This window comes from Legionella lytica (assembly GCF_044626755.1).
Taxonomy (GTDB): Bacteria; Pseudomonadota; Gammaproteobacteria; order Legionellales; family Legionellaceae; genus Legionella; species Legionella lytica_A.
The window spans coordinates 161,125-179,409 of record NZ_JBGORX010000003.1; the positions used below are offsets into that span (position 1 = coordinate 161,125).

The window sequence follows — 18,285 nt, forward strand, 5'->3', positions numbered from 1 at the left end:
TTTGCTGGCTAAAAGGATTTAGTTTGGGGGCAATGGTTTCTCGGAAACATGCCAACTTTATTATCAAACCTCAGGGTTCAGCTGCTGTAGCTGATATTGAAGCATTGATTCATTTGGTGCAAACTAAAGTTCGTGAGCAAACAACTATTGAGTTGGTGCGCGAAGTTCATATTATTGGAGACGCTTAATGTCTAAGCCAATCAACCTGGCACTGCTTTATGGTGGAAAATCCGGAGAGCATGAAGTTTCATTAGTTTCGGCTGCATCTGTTTTAACTCATTTGGATGCCGAAAAATATCATATTATCCCGATTGCCATGGATAAAGAGGGATTTTTTCATGTGCATCAATATGAAGATCTATTGGCTTATAAAGACAAGCTTCCAGTAGTTACCGAGCATTCTAAGCCTTTAGCAAGCTTATTAATTGATGGACATTTTGCTGTGGATGCCGAAGTAGTGTTTCCTGTAGTACACGGTCCCTTGTATGAAGATGGTTGTTTACAAGGTATCTTGGAACTGGCGGGGATCGCCTATGTTGGATGTGATGTTTTACCCTCCGCGATTGGCATGGACAAAGACATGACACGCCGTGTGGCTTGTATTGATGGTTTGCAATCCGCGCGCTACAAGCTTTTATCCTGGCATGCGCCCTCTGCAGAACGACAACGTTTCTGCCAAGAAGTTTCCAGCGAATTTGGTTGGCCATTATTTGTGAAGCCATGCTCTATGGGTTCCAGTGTGGGCATCCATAAAGCTAAAAATATGAGCGAATTATTGGCTGCAGTGGATGATGCTTTGCGCTACGATGAAGAAATTTTAGTAGAATCGTTCATTGAAGGGCGTGAAATCGAATTATCTGTACTCGAAAGCCTAGACCCCTCTGCGGCTCCAAGAGTAAGTATGGCAGGTGAAATTTGCGTACATCATCCTGATGGTTTTTACTCTTATTCGGCAAAATACCTTGAGAGTAATCAAACTGATTTAATTATTCCAGCTCCTTTAAGCCCAGCTCTTGCTGAGCGATTAAAGCAAGCTTCTGCAGATGTTTTTACCCGTTTAAAATGCAAAGGTATGGCACGTGTAGATTTCTTTGTGAATGATAAAACAGAAACTATTTATTTTAATGAAATTAATACCTTGCCGGGTTTTACCTCCATAAGCATGTATCCAAAGTTATGGCAGGCCAGCGGTTTAGCTTATCCTGATTTACTTGATGAACTGATTCGTATTGCCCAGGTTCATCAAAATTGTCGTGAACATTTAGTAACTAATTATCTGTGAGTGCAATGAGTACGAATAGGAGCAATGAGTCTGGAAGCTTACGTTATATTTGCCTGTTGTGGGGGTTAATTCTCTGCGCGGTAATATTGGCAAGTCGCCTGGGCTATTGGTACCTATCTGATCCAGAGTATTTTCCGATAACTACGATTAAAGTGGCGGCAAGTTATGAACATGTGACTCATAAAGAGTTAGAGGATGTTTTAGCTAAATATGTAGGAGATAGTTTCTTTGCATTGCCTGCACGGGCATTGCAAAGCGAGCTGAATGAAATGACGTGGGTAGATAGGGCAATAGTTGAACGCGTTTGGCCAGATACGTTAAAAATCAGGCTAATCGAAAAGAAACCAGTTGCCATTTGGGGTAAATCACTAATGACTAGCGATGGCCGGTTATTTAATGAAGGCTCAGATATTGGCGATTTAAGTCTACCCAAGTTAAAAGGACCATCATCTCAGCAACTAGAAGTCTTACAAGTTTATGAAAAATTGAGTAAGATATTATCAATGTACGGAGTGAATGCTACTGGACTGCATTTAAGAGATAACCAATCTTGGGTATTATTAATAGGAAGTAACATAAAAATATACTTAGGAAAGAACGAGTTAGACGCACGATTGCTGCGATTTTGTAAGGCCTATCCAGCTGTATTTGCTCAAAAGATCGAGCAGCTGGCAAGTGTAGACTTACGCTATCCACGTGGTATGGCAGTGCAGTGGAAACAACAAACGGAACGATAATGGCTAAGAAAATAGAAAAAAATATTATCACTGGCTTGGATATAGGCACCTCAAAAATTAATGCACTGATAGGTGAAGTATCCTCCGATGGAACAATTGAAGTAATTGGGATTGGTCGTCATCCTTCCCGTGGTTTAAAACGCGGTGTAGTTGTTGACATAGAGGCCACCGTTAATTCGATTCAGCGAGCAGTACAAGAAGCTGAGTTAATGGCCAATTGCGAAGTCAGAACAGTTTATGCTGGGATTGCTGGCAGTCACATACGCAGTTTAAATTCACATGGGATCGTTGCCATTCGTGAAAAAGAAGTATCACAAGCCGATGTGGAGCGCGTGATTGAAGCGGCAAAGGCCGTTGCGATTCCCGCGGATCAAAAAATTCTGCACATCCTACCACAAGAATTCATTATCGATTATCAAGGCAGCATTCGTGAGCCTGTTGGTATGGCGGGTGTACGTCTTGAGTCACGAGTACATTTAGTGACTGGTTCGGTGAGTGCGGCACAAAACATTGTTAAATGTGTTCGTCGCTGTGGCTTAGATGTGAGTGATATTATCCTTGAACAGTTGGCTTCAAGTCACGCAGTGCTTACTGAGGATGAGAAAGACCTAGGTGTTTGCTTGATAGATATCGGTGCGGGGACTACCGACATTGCTGTATTTTGTGAAGGTGCAATTCAGCATACGGCAGTAATTCCGATTGCTGGTGATCAAGTAACTAATGACATTGCAATGGCTTTACGTACACCAACTAAAGCAGCAGAAGCAATCAAATTAACTCATGGCTGTGCATTACCTGAATTAGCAAATCCAACCCAAATGTTGGAAGTTGCCAGTGTTAATGAGCGACCAGGAAGAAAAATTTCAGCAAAAGCATTAGCTGATGTTGTTTCCGCACGATATGAAGAATTATTTACTTTAGTGCGCAATGAGTTGCGTCGCAGCGGTTTTGAAGATCGCATGGCAGCTGGTATTGTAATTACTGGTGGTGCAGCGAATGTACACGGCGCGATTGAACTGGCTGAACTTTGTTTTGAAACGCCAGTGCGCAAAGGCTATGCACAACACGTATCTGGCTTGGCTGAAGTTACTGAAAATCCTGCGTTTGCTACGGGTGTAGGTTTGCTGTTGCACGGATACCAGCAACAATACGATGCACGCTATAATGTTCCGGCAATGAGTGAAAACTCTAAGGGCTTGTGGTTGCGTATGAAAGAATGGTTTCAAGGAAATTTTTAAGATACATGTAACTGGAAACGCTTTACCAATTAAGAGAGCGGAAGAGGAAATTTTTACTAGTTACGATTACAGAATAAACGTATGGGGAGCACGGTTATGTTTGAATTAATGGAAGGCCAACTACAAGATAGTAATGCAGTCATTAAGGTAGTTGGCGTCGGAGGCGGCGGTGGTAATGCGGTCGAGCACATGGTTGCTGAAAAGATTGATGGCGTTGAGTTTATCTGTGCAAATACAGATGCTCAAGCGCTAAGAGCCTCTAATGCAAAAATTCACATTCAGTTGGGTGATGAATTAACTAAAGGCTTAGGTGCTGGGGCGAACCCACAAATTGGCCGTGAAGCCGCTGAAGAGGACCGCGAATTAATTCGTGAAATGCTTACAGGCGCTGATATGGTATTTATTACTGCCGGAATGGGCGGTGGTACTGGAACGGGTGCTGCTCCTGTGTTTGCAGAAATTGCCAAAGAATTAGGAATTTTAACGGTTGCGATTGTAACCAAGCCTTTTTCATTTGAGGGTAAGCAACGAGCCATGGCTGCAGAAGACGGAATTCGTCGTCTTGCAGAACATGTCGATTCACTAATTACCATACCTAACAATAAGTTGCTCAGCGTTTTAGGTAAGAATATTAGTTTATTGAATGCATTTAAAGCAGCTAATAATGTACTGCTTGGAGCTGTAAAAGGGATTTCTGACCTGATTACGCGTCCAGGTTTAATTAACGTCGACTTCGCGGACGTGCGTACAGTAATGTCCGAAATGGGTATGGCGATGATGGGAACCGGTAGTGCGGTAGGTGAGCAACGAGCTCGTCAAGCCGCGGAAGCTGCAATTGCTTCGCCGTTACTAGAAGATGTGAATTTCTCAGGTGCCCGTGGAATCCTGGTGAATATTACTGCAGGCCTCGATATGTCAATCGGTGAGTTTGAAGAGGTTGGCGATGTTGTTAAAGAATTTATTTCTGATGATGCTACTGTGGTAGTTGGTACGGTAATTGATCCAGATATGACTGATGAAATGCGAGTTACTGTAATTGTTACTGGTTTGGGTGATGGAAGACAACGTCATCAGCAAGCTCAACCACAACAAGCGTATCGCGCGCGTTTAATTGAGTCAATGAGAAGTGATGGTTCATTTGACTACCAAGAGTTAGACCGTCCAGCGGTAGTACGTAAGCAAGGTTCAACCGCAGCGTCTTCCACAATGAAAGCAAATGGTGATCATGTCCCTGATGTTGATTATCTAGATATACCTGCTTTCTTGCGTCGCCAAGAAGAAGCGTAGTAAGCATTACGGTTGTAGATAAGACTTACCCGGGGTTTGTAATGCAAATGCCCGGGTTTTGTTTTATTCGATTTATAAAAAAATAGACGAACTTATAATTTATTGGTAAAATCTCGAAGTTTTTTGCGCGTAAAATAATAATATTATGAGGAATAGGAACAAGGTGAGCACTGAATGATAAAACAAAGAACTCCTAAAAAAGTAATCCAGGCTACTGGCGTGGGATTGCATTCAGGTGATAAAGTGCTTTTAACCCTGAGACCTGCTCCTGTTAATACTGGCATTGTTTTTCGCCGCGTTGATCTTTCGCCAGTGGTTGAAATCCCTGCATCTTACGAGCATGTTGGTGATACGATGTTATGTACTACATTGCATCATGGCCAGGTGAAGATTGCTACTGTAGAGCATTTGCTTTCGGCCTTGGCTGGTTTAGGCATTGATAATGCATACATTGATGTTAATGCGCCTGAGCTTCCTATTATGGATGGTAGTGCCGCACCATTTGTATTTTTAATCCAGTCTGCAGGTATTCGTGAGCAAAACGCGCCTAAGAAATACATTCGTATCACTAAGCCCATTCGTGTAGAAGATAATGGCAAGTATGTACAATTTTACCCATACAATGGGTATAAAATTTCTTTTACTATTGATTTTGACCATCCGGCATTCAATGATAAGCCACAAAAAGTAAGCTTTGATTTCTCTACAACCTCTTATGTTAGAGAAGTGTGCCGTGCGCGTACTTTTGGCTTTCTTTCCGATTACGAGAAGCTACGTGAGTGTGATTTAGCTAAAGGTGGAAGTTTGGATAATGCAATCGTAGTAGATGATTACCGTGTTCTTAATGAAGATGGACTGCGTTTTGAATCTGAATTTGTAACTCATAAGGTTTTAGACGCGATTGGCGATCTTTATTTATTAGGTTCAAACCTAATTGGTGCCTTTGAAGGCCATAAATCAGGACATGAGCTGAATAACCGATTATTACGTGAGTTAATGGTACGACAAGACGCGTGGGAGTATACTACTTTTGATGCAGAAGATTATCTACCTGCAATGCATAATGAGTTTCGCCCTGTAGAAGCCTAAAACCCTCCTTATTCAATTAGCGTAGCCTGGTTGCTTGCAACCAGGACGGCCTTTTTAAGTTGCATCTTCCTCAACATTGTTTGATATTCGTTTTTAAAGAGCCTAATTGCTCCCAAGTCACCTCGGTCAAAATTTAATCATCGTAGCCTCTTAAACTTGTACATTAGTTAATCAAAGTATAAAATATGGCTATTTTATACTTATTTTGACCATAAATCCTTGGAGGATCTAATGCCAATAATCGCAATGAATGCTTATGTAGCAGCACAAGCACAAAAAGCTGACTTATCTGAAAACTTAACGCTGGTCTTAACTACATGGGACGATTATCGTGATTTTTTAAGTATAAAAATTGAAAAGAAGGTGATTGCCTTGGATTTTAGTAATATAAAATTGTCTGAAGATGATGTTAATGATTTAGTCAGGGCACTTAACGAACTATCTTCCATTGGCAAATTAACGCTTGGCAATTGCCAGCTTAGTGATCTTCATGAAGAGCGGCTAGGTCAATTAAAATACGTTACTGAACTTGATTTAAATAATAATCTATTGCAACAGCCTGCACTTAAATATGTAAAATTAAGATCGCTATGTCTAAATAATAATCCACATCTGGATGCTGCGATGGTGCTATTGAATTTGAGTAGAAGTGGAAGTAATGTAGAAAAACTTGAGTTAGTTAATTGTAATGTTACGGACTCTGACCTAATTTCATTAGTTTCTATGTCGTTTAGTATGCTAGCGTGTCTTGATTTATCTAATAATTTTCTTAGTGACGAAGGGCAAGAGTTTCTATTGCAACGAATAAGTCATAATCTTTCGTTACAAGAAATTAATCTGCTCGGAAATACCGGCATTACTTCCTTACAAATACTTCCTTTTACCTCTGGAGATATTTGCCATCTCAATACTGAAAGTTTCATACCCCGATTAGAATTGCAAATAAAAGTTATACGAGAAAAACTCGATAAATTAAGCCCTCAGTCGGAGCCTGAAGCATCGTCCTCTCAAACCTCATCCCCGAAAATGGTGCCTATAAATTTATTTAAAGGGGTTACGAAAAATGCTCCAGAACAATTAAGAGCCTTAGATAAGTTAATGGACATGCAGGCTATTATGATTAAAAAGCTGCTATTAAGTCGAGAGTCGCTATCGCTTGATAAAATAGATCGTATGCAAAAGCAAATAGAAACATACCACCAGCAATTTATGGATGCCAAAAAAGCTAAAGTGATACAGCATCAAAATAGTCCTCGCTCAGCTTCGCCTGATATCAGCAAAGGTAGACCCCGCTCACCAAGCTCTCCACGAAGTGGTTCTATGCGTAATTTATCAAAGTTTTTTGACCCGCAACAAGCGCCTGTGGCTGTGCTAGAAAGCGATATGGCAACCAAACTTATTACAGCAAAACAAATAGACTTTGCTACAAAACTGATTGCTGCTCAAGAAAGCTTAATTAGCTATTTGCAGTCGCTGAATAAGGATGAGCTAATTGAGCCAGGACGTACATTAAGATCGAATTAATCGGATTTAAAGCGATGAATTTTGCTTGATACTAAGGTATAGAGAGAGTAAGTTTATTATTTTAAACGAAATAATAAACTTACTGCCATTATAGTTTGGAATGCAATTTTAGCTAGAATTTGCATTTGAGCTGAGTAGACTATGGATTAGCCTCTGCGCTATTCGCTTATTTTTCGACGCCCGTAGCAGGTCAAGGGTAAAAATAAGCTTGTTTCTCAGCACTTCGCCTTCAATAGACTATAATTCTAAGTTGACGCAAAAGGAGCCGTAGTATGACATTCAAAATTAAAGCATTAACTCTAGCCTTGTTATGTACCTCATCTGCTTTTTCCGCGAATATGGATACCGCAAAAAAACAAACGAATGATGGGCTGCATATGGATTGGTTAGATCCTGGTGTCTCACCGGCTGAAGATTTTTATTCTTATGCAAATAAGAATTGGCAAAAAAATAATCCTATTCCTCCTGAATACCCAAGTTGGGGAAGTTTTAATATAGTACATGATAAGGTACAGGACATTGTGCATCAAATGCTGATTAAGGCGGCAGCAAATACTAAAGCCAAGCCAGGGAGTGTTGAGCAGAAAGTTGGTGATTTTTATTTCAGCGGCATGGATGAGGCAAATATTAACAAATTAGGGATAACGCCTTTACAGCCAGAATTTGATCGTATTCAAAATATTAAAAATTTAGCAGACTTACAAAATGAAATCGCTCACTTACATCAGATTGGCGTCGATGCATTTTTTGGTTTTGGCAGTATGCAGGATTATAAAAACAGTAGCGAAATGATTGCTGCCGCCGTACAAGGGGGATTAGGACTTCCTGATCGAGATTATTACTTAAAAGATACACCTAAATTTAAGCAGATTCGCGATGCGTATGTGGCGCATGTGGCGAAAATGTTGGAGTTATTGGGCGATAAGCCTGAAAAAGCTGCTGCTGCAGCACAGCGCGTAATGGAATTAGAAACCAAACTTGCCCAAGCGTCTATGTCACAAGTCGAACAACGTGATCCTCATGCGGTGTATCATATTATGGATATGTCTCAATTAGAGAAAATGACGCCTAATTTTTCTTGGCCTGCTTATTTTAAAGCTAGAGGGCAAGAAAATCTTAAAAGCATTAATATGGCCATGCCCAGCTTTTTTACAGCGCTCAATGATCAATTGAAAAGTGTACCGCTTCAGGATTGGCAAACTTATTTACGTTGGCACTTACTTGATAATTACGCACCTTATTTATCTAAGCCTTTTGTCGAGCAAAACTTTAAGATGGCAACCGCTTTAACTGGAACCGAAAAAATACTGCCTCGTTGGAAACGAGTAGTGGGTACTGAAAATGCGGCTTTAGGATTTGCTATTGGCAAGTTGTATGTAGCGCGTTATTTCTCACCGCAAGCAAAAGAACAAGCTTTAGATATACTGAAAAATATTCGCTATGTCTTGCGTGAGGATATTAAGAGTCTTGCCTGGATGACTCCGGCTACTCGCGAGGCGGCACTGAAAAAATTAGACTTAATGGAAGAGCGTATTGGTTATCCGTCTAAATGGTGGGATTATTCGTCATTGAAGATAGATCGTGGTCCTTATGTGTTGAATGTGTTACGTGCCAATCAATTTTTAGTCAACCGTGATCTTAATAAAATTGGTAAGCCCATTGATCGCAGTGAATGGGGTATGACACCACAAACGATTAATGCTTATTACGATCCATCAATGAATAACTTAAATATTCCAGCAGGAATTTTGCAAGCACCCTTTTTTGATCCTAATGCGCCAGCGGCAGTGAATTATGGGGCTATTGGTTTTGTTATGGGGCATGAAATGACCCATGGCTTTGATGACCAAGGAGCTCAATTTGATGGTCATGGCAATCTAAAGAATTGGTGGACTCCTGAGGATTTGACCAAGTTCAAAGCGGCAACTCAATGTATTATTGATCAATATTCGCAATATGTAGTGAATGGTGATTTGCATGTGCAAGGAAAATTAGTTGTGGGTGAGGCGGCAGCTGATTTAGGTGGGATCACTTTGGCATACCGAGCGTTTCATCACTCCGATGCTTATAAAAAAGCAAAAACAATTGATGACATGACTCCTGATCAACAATTCTTTTTGGGTACCGCACATGTTTGGGCAATGAACATGCGGCCTCAGCAATTGCAGAATCAGGTGACAACCGATCCCCATCCGCCAGCTAAATATCGCGTTAATGGAAGTTTGGCAAATATTCCGCAATTCCAAGAGGCGTTTAATATCCCTAATAATAGTCCTATGGTGAATGCAACTCGCTGTGTTATTTGGTAACGGTGAATTCTAATCTGCCTAAGGCATACTGAAGGATAACCATGAATTACCGCGCCGTAATCGCGGTAATTTGCCCATGGAGTGACGCAAGTCCTTATCTGATCGGAGATAAAGGCGATTAAAAAGAATGTCTCCACGAATTGTAATCAAGCTAAATATCCTATTTGTAAGGAATTAATAGCAAAAATACAGAAAAGTATGTAGTGCTATGTAACCCGTATTATACTAAAAGTAGCGACAATCTACTAAGGATTGGCAATTATGAACTTTAACCAGTTGTTAATGGCTATTTTAATGTTAGTTTTATTCTTTTTTGTGAATGAATATGTTCCTTTAGCCCCTATTATTAATTTACTTTTTAATTGCGCAATGATCGCAATAATTGTGGTATACGTAATGCAATTTATCGGGGTAATTAAATCGATTTTGCCAGCGCCTAAATTATTTAAATAAGCCTTACCCTAGATATTTGTTTCATGTATGATGGATTTGGAAGGCAGAAAAGCTAGTGTATTTAAAATATCGTTTTGGGCAAAATCGATTAACTTGTTCTATATATTAGGATAAGTGTGTTTTTTGGAACGAAAAACAGAGGGAGAGATTATGATAAGGAACCCAATCCAAATATTTAGTGGCATCATATTTACTTTGTTTTCTCTGCACGCTGTTGCTGAAGAAAGTATCCGCATAACCGTAAAAACTAAAGAAGGTACTGCTGCTGGTATTGGTTTTTCTGTGGATGGACAGCGTTCCGGTGCAATTGGTAAATCATATACAGGCAAAGGCTCCAAAAATAGAACCTATGTTTTTGGCTATAGAAAAAATTCGATTGTTGGTGCAAATATTACTTGTGGCTCTCGTGTTTTAACCAAAGATACGACGATTACACTGGTTACTAAAGGTGAGCAGTGTCTAAGTGTGGTCGAAGAATAATGCACGTTTTCCTCGTGTTCCAAGTACTTGAAATACGGGGAAATGAAAAACACCATTTCCTACCCGGTAAAAATTAGCGATAATAGCCGAAGAATTCCTAAAGACATTAATTATGAATAAAAATAAGACTGCTATCCGTATAGCAAAAGTACAGGATGCAGAAGCAATATCTCAAGTACATATTTGTTCTTGGCAAAAGATGTATAAAGAGTTCATTCCTGAAGAGGTTTTAAAAAACTTGTCTTTAAGTGAGCGAACCCAACAGTGGTCTGCGCTCATCAATCAGAATGTTCGGGTATTAATTTGTGAACTGGAACAGCAACTTGTGGGTTTTGCAAGTATATGTGCTTTTCGTGGCAACAGCGCGCAAAGTGCGTTCGGGGAAATAAGTGCTATTTATTTGCATCCCGATTATTGGCGCATGGGCTTAGGCTCCCAGTTGTGTTTGGCTGCAATGGCGGAGTTAGTTGAATTGGGTTATAAAAAGGTTGGGCTGTGGGTATTAGAAGAGAATAGCCAAGCACGGAATTTTTATGAGGCCCTTGGCTTTAAGCTTTCAGAGTCATCTAAATTTGAAGAGTTTTATGAGGGGGGCGCTTTATTAAAAGAAGTACTTTATGTAAAAACGCTTGACCCCTCCATTGCTAGCAATGAGAAAAATAGTTAAGTATAGTTTTAATTTAATTCGGATGCCGTCGTTGCGAACAAAGTGAAGCAACCCAGAGTTCCAGGCTGTGAATTCCTGGTGTGTCTCATCACTTTGTTTCTTGCGACATATCCCTCTCGCTGGTATTAACCCTAGGTTCCACAAAAAGTGTGTATTATTCGCTCTTCAGGCTGTGGTAAAGACTGCAAATACTGCGTATCGGCCTGTTGTTCGTAAGGACTCTTTAAAACCGTCAACAGCGCATCCATTAAACGACGGTCATTGTCCCTAATAAAAAGATTAATCGCATTTTCTACTAAATGATTTCTCGGAATGTAAGCAGGATTTACCTGGTTCATTTCCTTTTTTATAACGTCTATATCCCCCACTTGCTGTTTTATGTAATGAGACCAGTCTTTAACCCATTGCTCACTTTGGGCTTGCCCTCCCAAGACTTGGATTAAGCTTTTTTGCTGCTCAGAAGAATCAATCGCCAGGCTTAATAAGCGGAAGGTATTTGTAAAATCAGGCTTATGCTGTTGTAACAAGGAAAAAAATAGTTCAATGAGTTTCACTGTTTGCTGATTAAGCTCTTGTAAGCCTAGCTTAGCCCGTACTTTAGCACTCCAATAATGATGAAAACGAGCAGGAAATGCGTTGAGAATTTCATCTACCGCTTGCTGTTCTTGTTCATTAAACAAGGGCTGCATGGTTAAACGAAGCATGGTTAAATTCCAGCGAGCTATAGTCGGTTGCTGGCCAAAGGCATACCGGCCTATAGTGTCAATCGAGCTATATACCCGCTCAAAAGTAAATTCATCCATAAACGCACAGGGACCATAATCCAAGGTTTCTCCCGAAATGGCCATGTTATCAGTATTCATAACTCCATGGATAAAACCAACCCCCATCCATTCAGCCATCAGACTTGCCTGGCGTTCGGCAATCGCTTTAAATAATTCCACATAAGGCGCATCTTGCTGCAATAATTCTGGAAAATTACGCTCTAGAGCGTAGTCAGCTAAACATTTTAAAAGATGAGTATCTTTCTGAGCCGCAGCATATTCAAAGGACCCTACACGTAAACTACCAGTGGCAATCCGAGTAAGTACTCCTGCGCGGACTAAGCCTGTTTGCCTATAGATTTTCTCATCAGAGGCAATTGCTGCAAGACAACGGGTCGTGGGAATCTTTAACGCATGCATTGCTTCACTAATAATGTATTCTCTTAATACCGCTGACAGTGGTGCCCGTCCATCTCCATTACGAGAAAACCGGGTTCTTCCGGAGCCCTTTAACTGCATATCCCAGCGGGTGCCATCTTGGGCAATAATTTCCGCCAACATAACCGCACGCCCATCACCAAGCACTGGGACGAAATGACCAAATTGGTGGCCAGAGTAAGCTAAGGCAATGCTTTGCAACTGCGGGGGGATCCAGTTACCCGCATAAATTGCTAGTGTTTCTTCTTTGCTATAGGGTGTAGCATCAGGCTCTCCAAGAGTTGCTACTAATTCGTGATTGAATTGCACCATAGAGGGATTTGTAATTGGGGTAGGGGCAATTTTTTCATAAAAATTATCCGGTAATTGCAGGTACGAGGTCGTGGTAATATTGGGGAGCAAAACAAATCATCCTATAAAAAACTTCTTAATACTTATTATAGTTCCGGAGTTGTTTGAGCTAAAGAGCTAGCCTACAATTTACTATACTAAAAGGATTAGCACGCGCAGATGCTTGATCACCAAGGAGTCAAAAATGGACAAACAAGTGGTTCTCATTACTGGGGCTCTTGCAGGTATTGGCAGAGCAACTGCCTTTGCTTTTGCTCAAGAAGGAGCAAATCTTATTATTTCTGGACGACGACAAGAAGAGGGGGAGTCTTTGGCAAACGAGTTAAGGGCGCTAGGTGCTGAGGTTGAGTTTGTACGTGCTGATGTTCGCATCGAAGATGATGTTAAGACCTTAGTCGCACAGACCATAAAGCGTTTTGGCCGTTTGGATGTCGCGGTGAATAATGCGGGTATCGAAGGGGAGAATGCGCCAATAGTTGAAAGCACGGTGGAGAGTTTTCATGCGGTGTTTGATACCAATGTGGTTGGTGTTCTTTTCTGCCTTAAATATGAATTGCAGGCAATGATCCCCCAAGGTTCAGGCTCTATTATTAATATTTCTTCCGTTACCGGCAGAAAAGGTTTTCCAGGCGCTTCTATTTATTGTGCGAGCAAACATGCTGTTGAAGGCCTTACTAAAGTAGCAGCACTTGAGGCTGCAGGCGCGAATGTACGCGTGAATGCCGTTTGCCCAGGGCCAATTGCTACCGCCATGTTTGACCGCTTTACAGCGAACAATGAAGTAAAAGAGGTAGTTATTAACCAGATTCCTTTAAAACGTTTAGGGCGTCCTGATGAAATTGCCAAAACTATTGTTTTCTTGGCTTCGGACAATGCTCCTTATATTACTGGTCAATTCATTGGCGTTGACGGTGGGTTAATGGCTTAAAAAATAGGGTGGTTAAAAACTCGCTGTCACTCAATGTAGGTGACGAATGGCGCTCCCTTATGTGTGTTGCTTCTATTGCTCCACCATCAAGATCCCGCGACTTGTTCGCGGAATTTACAATTCTCTTTGTGCATCGATATCCTGGAGGCCGGACAAGGTGACACTTTGATTTAATGCAGAGCCATTTGCCTCTAACTTACGCTTTACTAGCCATCTTTGCATAAATAGTCGTAAATGCAGTAATTCACAAAGAATAAGGCGTTTTAGACTTCAAAAAAATTGCTAAATAGGGTAAAAGGAGCTCCTGAAAAATAAGAAGTAAGGGATATAATAATAATGAAAAGCAAATGGTCAAAGTTAACCTTAACTACCCTAACAATAGCAACCTCCACTACTTACGCAGCCAGTACGTCACTAAGTGATCGCCTGAGCGTGAATGCATCAATTGGCTATTTAGCCGGAAAATCACAAGAGTTTGTGTATGAAAATGAAGGGGCTGAAAAGTTAAGCCAATTAAATTGGAAAATTAATGGTGCTGCAGTAATCAAGGGAGAAGGGAATTACAAATTGTTACCCTGGCTTGATTTTAATGCGCAAGGATGGATAACTTTAGCCCGGGGCGATGCAGTAATGGATGATTACGATTGGTTAAATCCATTCGAAAAACATTGGAGTGACTGGTCGCATAGCAAAGACACCGATTTACGCCAAGCTAATGAATTTGATTTTAATCTTAGAGCACGCTTTTTTAAACTCTCATCGGTACAGTTTGCCGCTATGGTTGGATACCAACGAACTTTATTCAGCTTCTTAGCCAAAGGGGGATGTTACATTTATAATGATGGTGCGGATGTTGGTTGCTTCCCTGAAGGTGAGAAGGGGATTGGCTATAAGCAAACCTTTAGTACTCCTTATATTGGAATATTAGGTAATTATCGTATGAACGCCTATGAGCTTAATGCGCTGTTTAAATACAGTAGCTGGGTCACGGCAAAAGATGTGGATCAGCATTATATGCGTGATCTTACCTTCCATGATGGCGGGCACAATTTTGAGTTTTATAATGTTACGGTTAATGCCGGTTACTATGTAAGACCGCAAATTAAACTCTTTGCTGAAGGCGCTTTTAGCTATGTACCTAATAAAGTTGCTGGCATGAACATGAGGGATAATACCACCCGAGAAGAAGCTTACATTCCAGCGAGTGCCGGATTAAATAATAAAAACATGGTGCTTTCTGTCGGTGTTCAATACAAAGGTATGGAAGGGTAATGTCGTAAAAGGAAAGAAAAACAAGAATGCAATTGCAAGATTTCTATACATTAGGTAGACTGTTGAGTCAATTCGATTATTTTGGAGAATCTAATGACTAAAGAAGAAATGATTTGCCGTATCCTTCGTTACGTAACCCAAAAACCAAGTACACAAAAGACTTGTTGTGGTTAATGAGCATGGAACTGAGGCACGTACTGAGCTACCGTAACCCTGCAGTAGTCAGTTATTTTTGCCATCACCATCCTGAGTTTAGTAAGCAAGAGGGAGAGCTTTTGTTTACCGATCTTTTGGGATGGTTATGGCTCAATCAACAACGAGCGCAACAGGGTAAAAAAACCTATCTCTTTGGCCCTTTGCTTATTCTTGATGATTTATGGCATGCCTTCATTTTGCATACCAAGGACTATATGCATTTTTCCCAGCACTATTTTGGGGCCTATGTGCATCATGATGTTGAACCGATTGGCTTTGAGCATTTCATGGAAGAAGATGAGTTGCGGGATTATTTGCAAGACTGCTTTGGCTATTTAGGTGAAGAATGGGTGGCTCGACGCTTTGCGGATGCGTTTTAAGCATCCTCGGCTAAATGCAGTAATGCCTTTTGTAAGGGCTCATAACTGCAGTGCTGGCTTTCACTGATAATTACTTCTTTGGCTTTCGCTGATAATTGCTGTTTTTGCGGCTCTGCGGACTTTTCATACTGTGCAACAGGGGCCACCACAGACACTTTAATGGAGAGCAATTGATAGAGGCCTGCTTTACGCAAATTATCACGGAGTTCAGGAATTAAATAACGTAATTGTGATGACCAACCCGCATTGGATGTGGTTATCAATAAACAACCTTTATTAAAACTTCCCACCAGACATTCTTTAGCTAACTCCTCTGGAAGAAATTGGCGTAGCTTATTAGAAAGCTCTTCCAATTGTAAGGAACGTTGGCAAAGGTCAACGAGTTGTTTATTCAGGCAACGATTAATAGAGCGCATAGTTTTATCTTTATTGAAACTGGATCAACTATAGAATAGCAAATTAATACGAAATACAATATTATAATTTTATATAGATGGTCCTTAAAAGTACAAATACGCTTTGTAATTGAAGCTGTTTTGGCATCTGCCAAGGATATTTAAAAATATAGGTGAATAATGATTGATAAAAAAACAGACAGTAATATTGTCTATTTTACCCGCATGCATTGGATTATATTTTTTTGGCCTAGCCTCGCTTTAGGCGGTGCTTTGGGACTAACATCTTATAGCCCTCATTTTCGCGAGGTGGGTTATGGTCTGACTGCCTTTGCATTGGCATGGATGTTTATGACCTGGGTTACGTACTACTTTTCCTCGCTGACGATTAAGACGAACCAGGTAATTTTACGTACTGGTATCATCGTCAGACGTACAATTGATATCCCGTTAAGCAAGATTGAAGCCATCGATATCCGCCAATCAATTATGGGCAGTATTTTACGTTATGGAATGGTATCGATTACTGGTACCGGAGGAACGCGTCGAGTTATTAACTATTTAAATAATCCATTAACGTGTCGACGTTATATTGAACAATTGCTGGAACAGTTGCATAACAATAATATGTCCTCCTGAGGCATTTACGACGAAGAGCTCATGAACAGGGGCTCTATCGCAAGATACGTGTTCCGGGAAAGGTAAATTTCGTCATTGCAAGCCTTGGCGAAGCAACTCAGAATGATGCTGTGTTAAAATTCAGTTCTGGGTGCTTCACTTTGTTCGCAATATCTAATGTGCTTAGATGGCCTGCCTTATTAAATGCGTGCTAACAATTCCTCTTTGGTTTGTTGATCAACAAATGCAGCTTCAATTGCCATACGCGTAATGGCATTCATTGTTTCATCGCTGTAATTGTAAGACTGCTGAACACGTTGATATTCTAGTCCAAGGGTGGTGCTCATAAATGGAGGGTCATCTGAGCTAATAGAGATTTTCATACCCGCTTCATAAAATTTAGGGAGGGGGTGGCTCTTCATGTCTTTAAACAAACCTAAAAAGATATTACTGGTTGGGCAAATTTCTAAGGTAATTCCTCTCTCTTTAACCATGGCCATGGTATCTGGAGAGTAGATTGAATTAACGCCGTGTCCAATACGTGTAATCGCTAGATTCTCCATCGCTTCTACCATGCCACTTGCAGGGGCAAATTCACCTGCATGCACGGTGCATCCTAAACCGGCATCGGCGGCAATTTGATAAGCTTTAGCAAATTGCTTTGGCGGAAAGTTTGCTTCATCACCACCTAAGCCAAAACCGGTAACACATGGGAAAACATCTTTATGCGCTTGTCGTGCCAAACGTTCAGCAGCTTCAACCTCAAAATGACGAACAGCAATAAGGATAATGCGCCCTATAATGTTGAATTGTTCTTTTGCATCATCAATGGCTTGTTGAATGGCAACCAGGTGTTCTGCAGAAGGAATACCACTGGATAGTTCGGCATGATCAGGAGAATAGGACATTTCTACATAAATGGCATTTTCTTGCGCTCGAGCCTTTAAATAATCAAAAGTAATATCATAATAATCGCGAGGCTCTTTAATTACCGCCGCAAGGCTGTCGTAAACCTTAAGAAAATCTAGGAAATCTTTAGACAAATAACTTTTTCCATCGGGGGCAACAAGTCCAGAGGGTAAGGTTAATTTATTGCGGCTGGCTAGTGTTGCGGCCAGAGCTGGAGTAATTGTGCCTTCTAAGTGGACATGCAGTTCTGCTTTTTTTAAGCTCATGATTTGCCTCGGTGTTTTCTTTAAATATAGCCAATGGTAACTTAGGTGAAAAAGTTATAAAATAGCTGTTTTAAGAATGTGCGAATTTTGGAATTGATTATGAATAGCAATGATATAGATAAAGCCTATGTAAGCCCTTATGATAAATTTTTATTCGAATTTGATGCAACTCATAGTAAGTCAGAATCACAAATCAAAGAAATTACTAAGCACAAACGTTTAGATAACATTCGTGATAACAAAGACCATCAAGAACAAAAAGGGGAAATTTGGGAAGGATTCTAAGTTTTCTCCTCCTAATTACCCAGTTATTTGATTTCATAACAGCTCAGGATGAGATGCCTTACCTGAGCCGTTGTCCTATTTAGTAAACAACTCCTCCCGAATGAAGGGAAAGCCATCTTGTCAGCCATCCAGAATAGACGATAAGGTATGAATCTTTATTTTGGACGTCGAGAACTCATCTCGATTAACCTCACTTTTCAACTCCTTCGGTCACTGCTCTAAGGATTTTGCGGAATTCTCGAGTAAAACTAATAGATAAAAATAGTGACCAGTACTTTGTCTGCATTATTTTTAAATCAATTGGGATGCTATTATGCGAGAAAAACGTATTCGAGAGGTTCGGAGGGATGTGAAAAATATTTAGTGCCTTCTGAAATTGAGCATCATTTTGAAAAAAAGGTAATTTTTAGTCATGATG

Annotated in this window: 18 protein-coding genes and 1 pseudogene; 16 read left to right on the forward strand and 3 right to left on the reverse strand. The window is 40.5% G+C overall.

Going from position 1 to position 18,285, the window contains the following annotated elements:
- Positions 1 to 2: 2 nt before the first annotated feature.
- The 11 genes and pseudogenes from ACD661_RS10410 to ACD661_RS10460 all read left to right on the forward strand — a co-directional run.
- A pseudogene (locus ACD661_RS10410) lies at positions 3 to 188 on the forward strand (UDP-N-acetylmuramate dehydrogenase); the annotation flags it as partial.
- Positions 188 to 1,282 (forward strand): D-alanine--D-alanine ligase family protein, encoded by a 1,095-nt coding sequence (locus ACD661_RS10415; protein ID WP_400187793.1) that lies wholly within the window; start codon positions 188 to 190, stop codon positions 1,280 to 1,282. The pseudogene ACD661_RS10410 and the gene ACD661_RS10415, both read left to right, overlap by 1 nt.
- A gap of 5 nt (positions 1,283 to 1,287) precedes the next feature.
- Entirely contained in the window at positions 1,288 to 2,019 is a 732-nt protein-coding gene (locus ACD661_RS10420) for a cell division protein FtsQ/DivIB (protein WP_400187794.1), read from the forward strand.
- Positions 2,019 to 3,257 carry a cell division protein FtsA gene (gene ftsA / locus ACD661_RS10425; RefSeq protein WP_400187795.1) on the forward strand — a complete coding sequence of 413 codons (1,239 nt, stop codon included), beginning with the start codon at positions 2,019 to 2,021 and terminating at the stop codon, positions 3,255 to 3,257. The genes ACD661_RS10420 and ftsA overlap by 1 nt, the downstream gene beginning before the upstream one ends.
- 96 nt (positions 3,258 to 3,353) lie before the next feature.
- Positions 3,354 to 4,544 carry a cell division protein FtsZ gene (gene ftsZ / locus ACD661_RS10430; protein WP_400187796.1) on the forward strand — a complete coding sequence of 397 codons (1,191 nt, stop codon included), beginning with the start codon at positions 3,354 to 3,356 and terminating at the stop codon, positions 4,542 to 4,544.
- Positions 4,545 to 4,718: 174 nt separating this feature from the next.
- Positions 4,719 to 5,633, forward strand: a complete 915-nt coding sequence (gene lpxC, locus ACD661_RS10435; RefSeq protein WP_400187797.1) for a UDP-3-O-acyl-N-acetylglucosamine deacetylase — start codon at positions 4,719 to 4,721, stop codon at positions 5,631 to 5,633.
- Positions 5,634 to 5,864: 231 nt separating this feature from the next.
- Positions 5,865 to 7,157, forward strand: coding sequence for a leucine-rich repeat domain-containing protein (locus tag ACD661_RS10440; RefSeq protein ID WP_400187798.1), 1,293 nt, complete (start codon positions 5,865 to 5,867; stop codon positions 7,155 to 7,157).
- Between the two features lie 272 nt (positions 7,158 to 7,429).
- Entirely contained in the window at positions 7,430 to 9,466 is a 2,037-nt protein-coding gene (locus ACD661_RS10445; RefSeq protein WP_400187799.1) for a M13 family metallopeptidase, read from the forward strand.
- A 261-nt stretch (positions 9,467 to 9,727) separates the two neighbouring features.
- A complete protein-coding gene (locus ACD661_RS10450) occupies positions 9,728 to 9,919 on the forward strand; it encodes a hypothetical protein (protein WP_400187800.1) in 192 nt (63 codons plus the stop codon).
- Positions 9,920 to 10,069: 150 nt separating this feature from the next.
- Complete coding sequence (locus tag ACD661_RS10455) at positions 10,070 to 10,399, forward strand: hypothetical protein (RefSeq protein WP_400187801.1); 330 nt, start codon at positions 10,070 to 10,072, stop codon at positions 10,397 to 10,399.
- Positions 10,400 to 10,511: 112 nt separating this feature from the next.
- Positions 10,512 to 11,066 (forward strand): GNAT family N-acetyltransferase, encoded by a 555-nt coding sequence (locus ACD661_RS10460; RefSeq protein WP_400187802.1) that lies wholly within the window; start codon positions 10,512 to 10,514, stop codon positions 11,064 to 11,066.
- A gap of 131 nt (positions 11,067 to 11,197) precedes the next feature.
- Here the strand turns inward: ACD661_RS10460 and ACD661_RS10465 are convergent, their stop codons facing one another.
- On the reverse strand, positions 11,198 to 12,670 hold the full coding sequence (locus ACD661_RS10465) for a protein adenylyltransferase SelO (RefSeq protein ID WP_400187803.1): 1,473 nt from the start codon (positions 12,668 to 12,670) through the stop codon (positions 11,198 to 11,200).
- A 133-nt stretch (positions 12,671 to 12,803) separates the two neighbouring features.
- Here ACD661_RS10465 and ACD661_RS10470 point away from each other — a divergent pair, with 133 nt between their 5' ends.
- The 3 genes from ACD661_RS10470 to ACD661_RS10480 all read left to right on the forward strand — a co-directional run bounded on the left by ACD661_RS10470 (position 12,804) and on the right by ACD661_RS10480 (position 15,394).
- Positions 12,804 to 13,547, forward strand: a complete 744-nt coding sequence (locus tag ACD661_RS10470) for an SDR family NAD(P)-dependent oxidoreductase (protein ID WP_400187804.1) — start codon at positions 12,804 to 12,806, stop codon at positions 13,545 to 13,547.
- Positions 13,548 to 13,883: 336 nt separating this feature from the next.
- Positions 13,884 to 14,819: an omptin family outer membrane protease gene (locus ACD661_RS10475; RefSeq protein ID WP_400187805.1), complete on the forward strand. Its 936-nt coding sequence runs from the start codon at positions 13,884 to 13,886 to the stop codon at positions 14,817 to 14,819.
- A 173-nt stretch (positions 14,820 to 14,992) separates the two neighbouring features.
- The gene (locus ACD661_RS10480) at positions 14,993 to 15,394 is read left to right on the forward strand and encodes a glycine-rich domain-containing protein (protein ID WP_400187902.1); all 402 of its coding nucleotides are present in this window, start codon (positions 14,993 to 14,995) and stop codon (positions 15,392 to 15,394) included.
- On the opposite strand, the gene ACD661_RS10485 is transcribed toward ACD661_RS10480, so the two are convergent.
- Positions 15,391 to 15,810 (reverse strand): DciA family protein, encoded by a 420-nt coding sequence (locus ACD661_RS10485; RefSeq protein WP_400187806.1) that lies wholly within the window; start codon positions 15,808 to 15,810, stop codon positions 15,391 to 15,393. The genes ACD661_RS10480 and ACD661_RS10485 overlap by 4 nt on opposite strands.
- A gap of 159 nt (positions 15,811 to 15,969) precedes the next feature.
- On the opposite strand from ACD661_RS10485, the gene ACD661_RS10490 reads away from it, so the two are divergent.
- Positions 15,970 to 16,428 carry a PH domain-containing protein gene (locus ACD661_RS10490; protein WP_400187807.1) on the forward strand — a complete coding sequence of 153 codons (459 nt, stop codon included), beginning with the start codon at positions 15,970 to 15,972 and terminating at the stop codon, positions 16,426 to 16,428.
- A 179-nt stretch (positions 16,429 to 16,607) separates the two neighbouring features.
- On the opposite strand, the gene ACD661_RS10495 is transcribed toward ACD661_RS10490, so the two are convergent.
- Complete coding sequence (locus ACD661_RS10495) at positions 16,608 to 17,582, reverse strand: adenosine deaminase (protein ID WP_400187808.1); 975 nt, start codon at positions 17,580 to 17,582, stop codon at positions 16,608 to 16,610.
- 99 nt (positions 17,583 to 17,681) lie between these two features.
- Here ACD661_RS10495 and ACD661_RS10500 point away from each other — a divergent pair, with 99 nt between their 5' ends.
- Positions 17,682 to 17,867 carry a CBU_0585 family protein gene (locus tag ACD661_RS10500; RefSeq protein ID WP_133136938.1) on the forward strand — a complete coding sequence of 62 codons (186 nt, stop codon included), beginning with the start codon at positions 17,682 to 17,684 and terminating at the stop codon, positions 17,865 to 17,867.
- Positions 17,868 to 18,285 lie beyond the last annotated feature (418 nt).

Coding starts and splice junctions, on each gene's coding strand:
- ACD661_RS10415 (WP_400187793.1), top strand. CDS start 188: ATGTCTAAGCCAATCAACCTGGCACTGCTTTATGGTGGAAAATCCGGA.
- ACD661_RS10420 (WP_400187794.1), top strand. CDS start 1,288: ATGAGTACGAATAGGAGCAATGAGTCTGGAAGCTTACGTTATATTTGC.
- ftsA (WP_400187795.1), top strand. CDS start 2,019: ATGGCTAAGAAAATAGAAAAAAATATTATCACTGGCTTGGATATAGGC.
- ftsZ (WP_400187796.1), top strand. CDS start 3,354: ATGTTTGAATTAATGGAAGGCCAACTACAAGATAGTAATGCAGTCATT.
- lpxC (WP_400187797.1), top strand. CDS start 4,719: ATGATAAAACAAAGAACTCCTAAAAAAGTAATCCAGGCTACTGGCGTG.
- ACD661_RS10440 (WP_400187798.1), top strand. CDS start 5,865: ATGCCAATAATCGCAATGAATGCTTATGTAGCAGCACAAGCACAAAAA.
- ACD661_RS10445 (WP_400187799.1), top strand. CDS start 7,430: ATGACATTCAAAATTAAAGCATTAACTCTAGCCTTGTTATGTACCTCA.
- ACD661_RS10450 (WP_400187800.1), top strand. CDS start 9,728: ATGAACTTTAACCAGTTGTTAATGGCTATTTTAATGTTAGTTTTATTC.
- ACD661_RS10455 (WP_400187801.1), top strand. CDS start 10,070: ATGATAAGGAACCCAATCCAAATATTTAGTGGCATCATATTTACTTTG.
- ACD661_RS10460 (WP_400187802.1), top strand. CDS start 10,512: ATGAATAAAAATAAGACTGCTATCCGTATAGCAAAAGTACAGGATGCA.
- ACD661_RS10470 (WP_400187804.1), top strand. CDS start 12,804: ATGGACAAACAAGTGGTTCTCATTACTGGGGCTCTTGCAGGTATTGGC.
- ACD661_RS10475 (WP_400187805.1), top strand. CDS start 13,884: ATGAAAAGCAAATGGTCAAAGTTAACCTTAACTACCCTAACAATAGCA.
- ACD661_RS10480 (WP_400187902.1), top strand. CDS start 14,993: ATGAGCATGGAACTGAGGCACGTACTGAGCTACCGTAACCCTGCAGTA.
- ACD661_RS10485 (WP_400187806.1), bottom strand. CDS start 15,810: ATGCGCTCTATTAATCGTTGCCTGAATAAACAACTCGTTGACCTTTGC.
- ACD661_RS10490 (WP_400187807.1), top strand. CDS start 15,970: ATGATTGATAAAAAAACAGACAGTAATATTGTCTATTTTACCCGCATG.
- ACD661_RS10495 (WP_400187808.1), bottom strand. CDS start 17,582: ATGAGCTTAAAAAAAGCAGAACTGCATGTCCACTTAGAAGGCACAATT.
- ACD661_RS10500 (WP_133136938.1), top strand. CDS start 17,682: ATGAATAGCAATGATATAGATAAAGCCTATGTAAGCCCTTATGATAAA.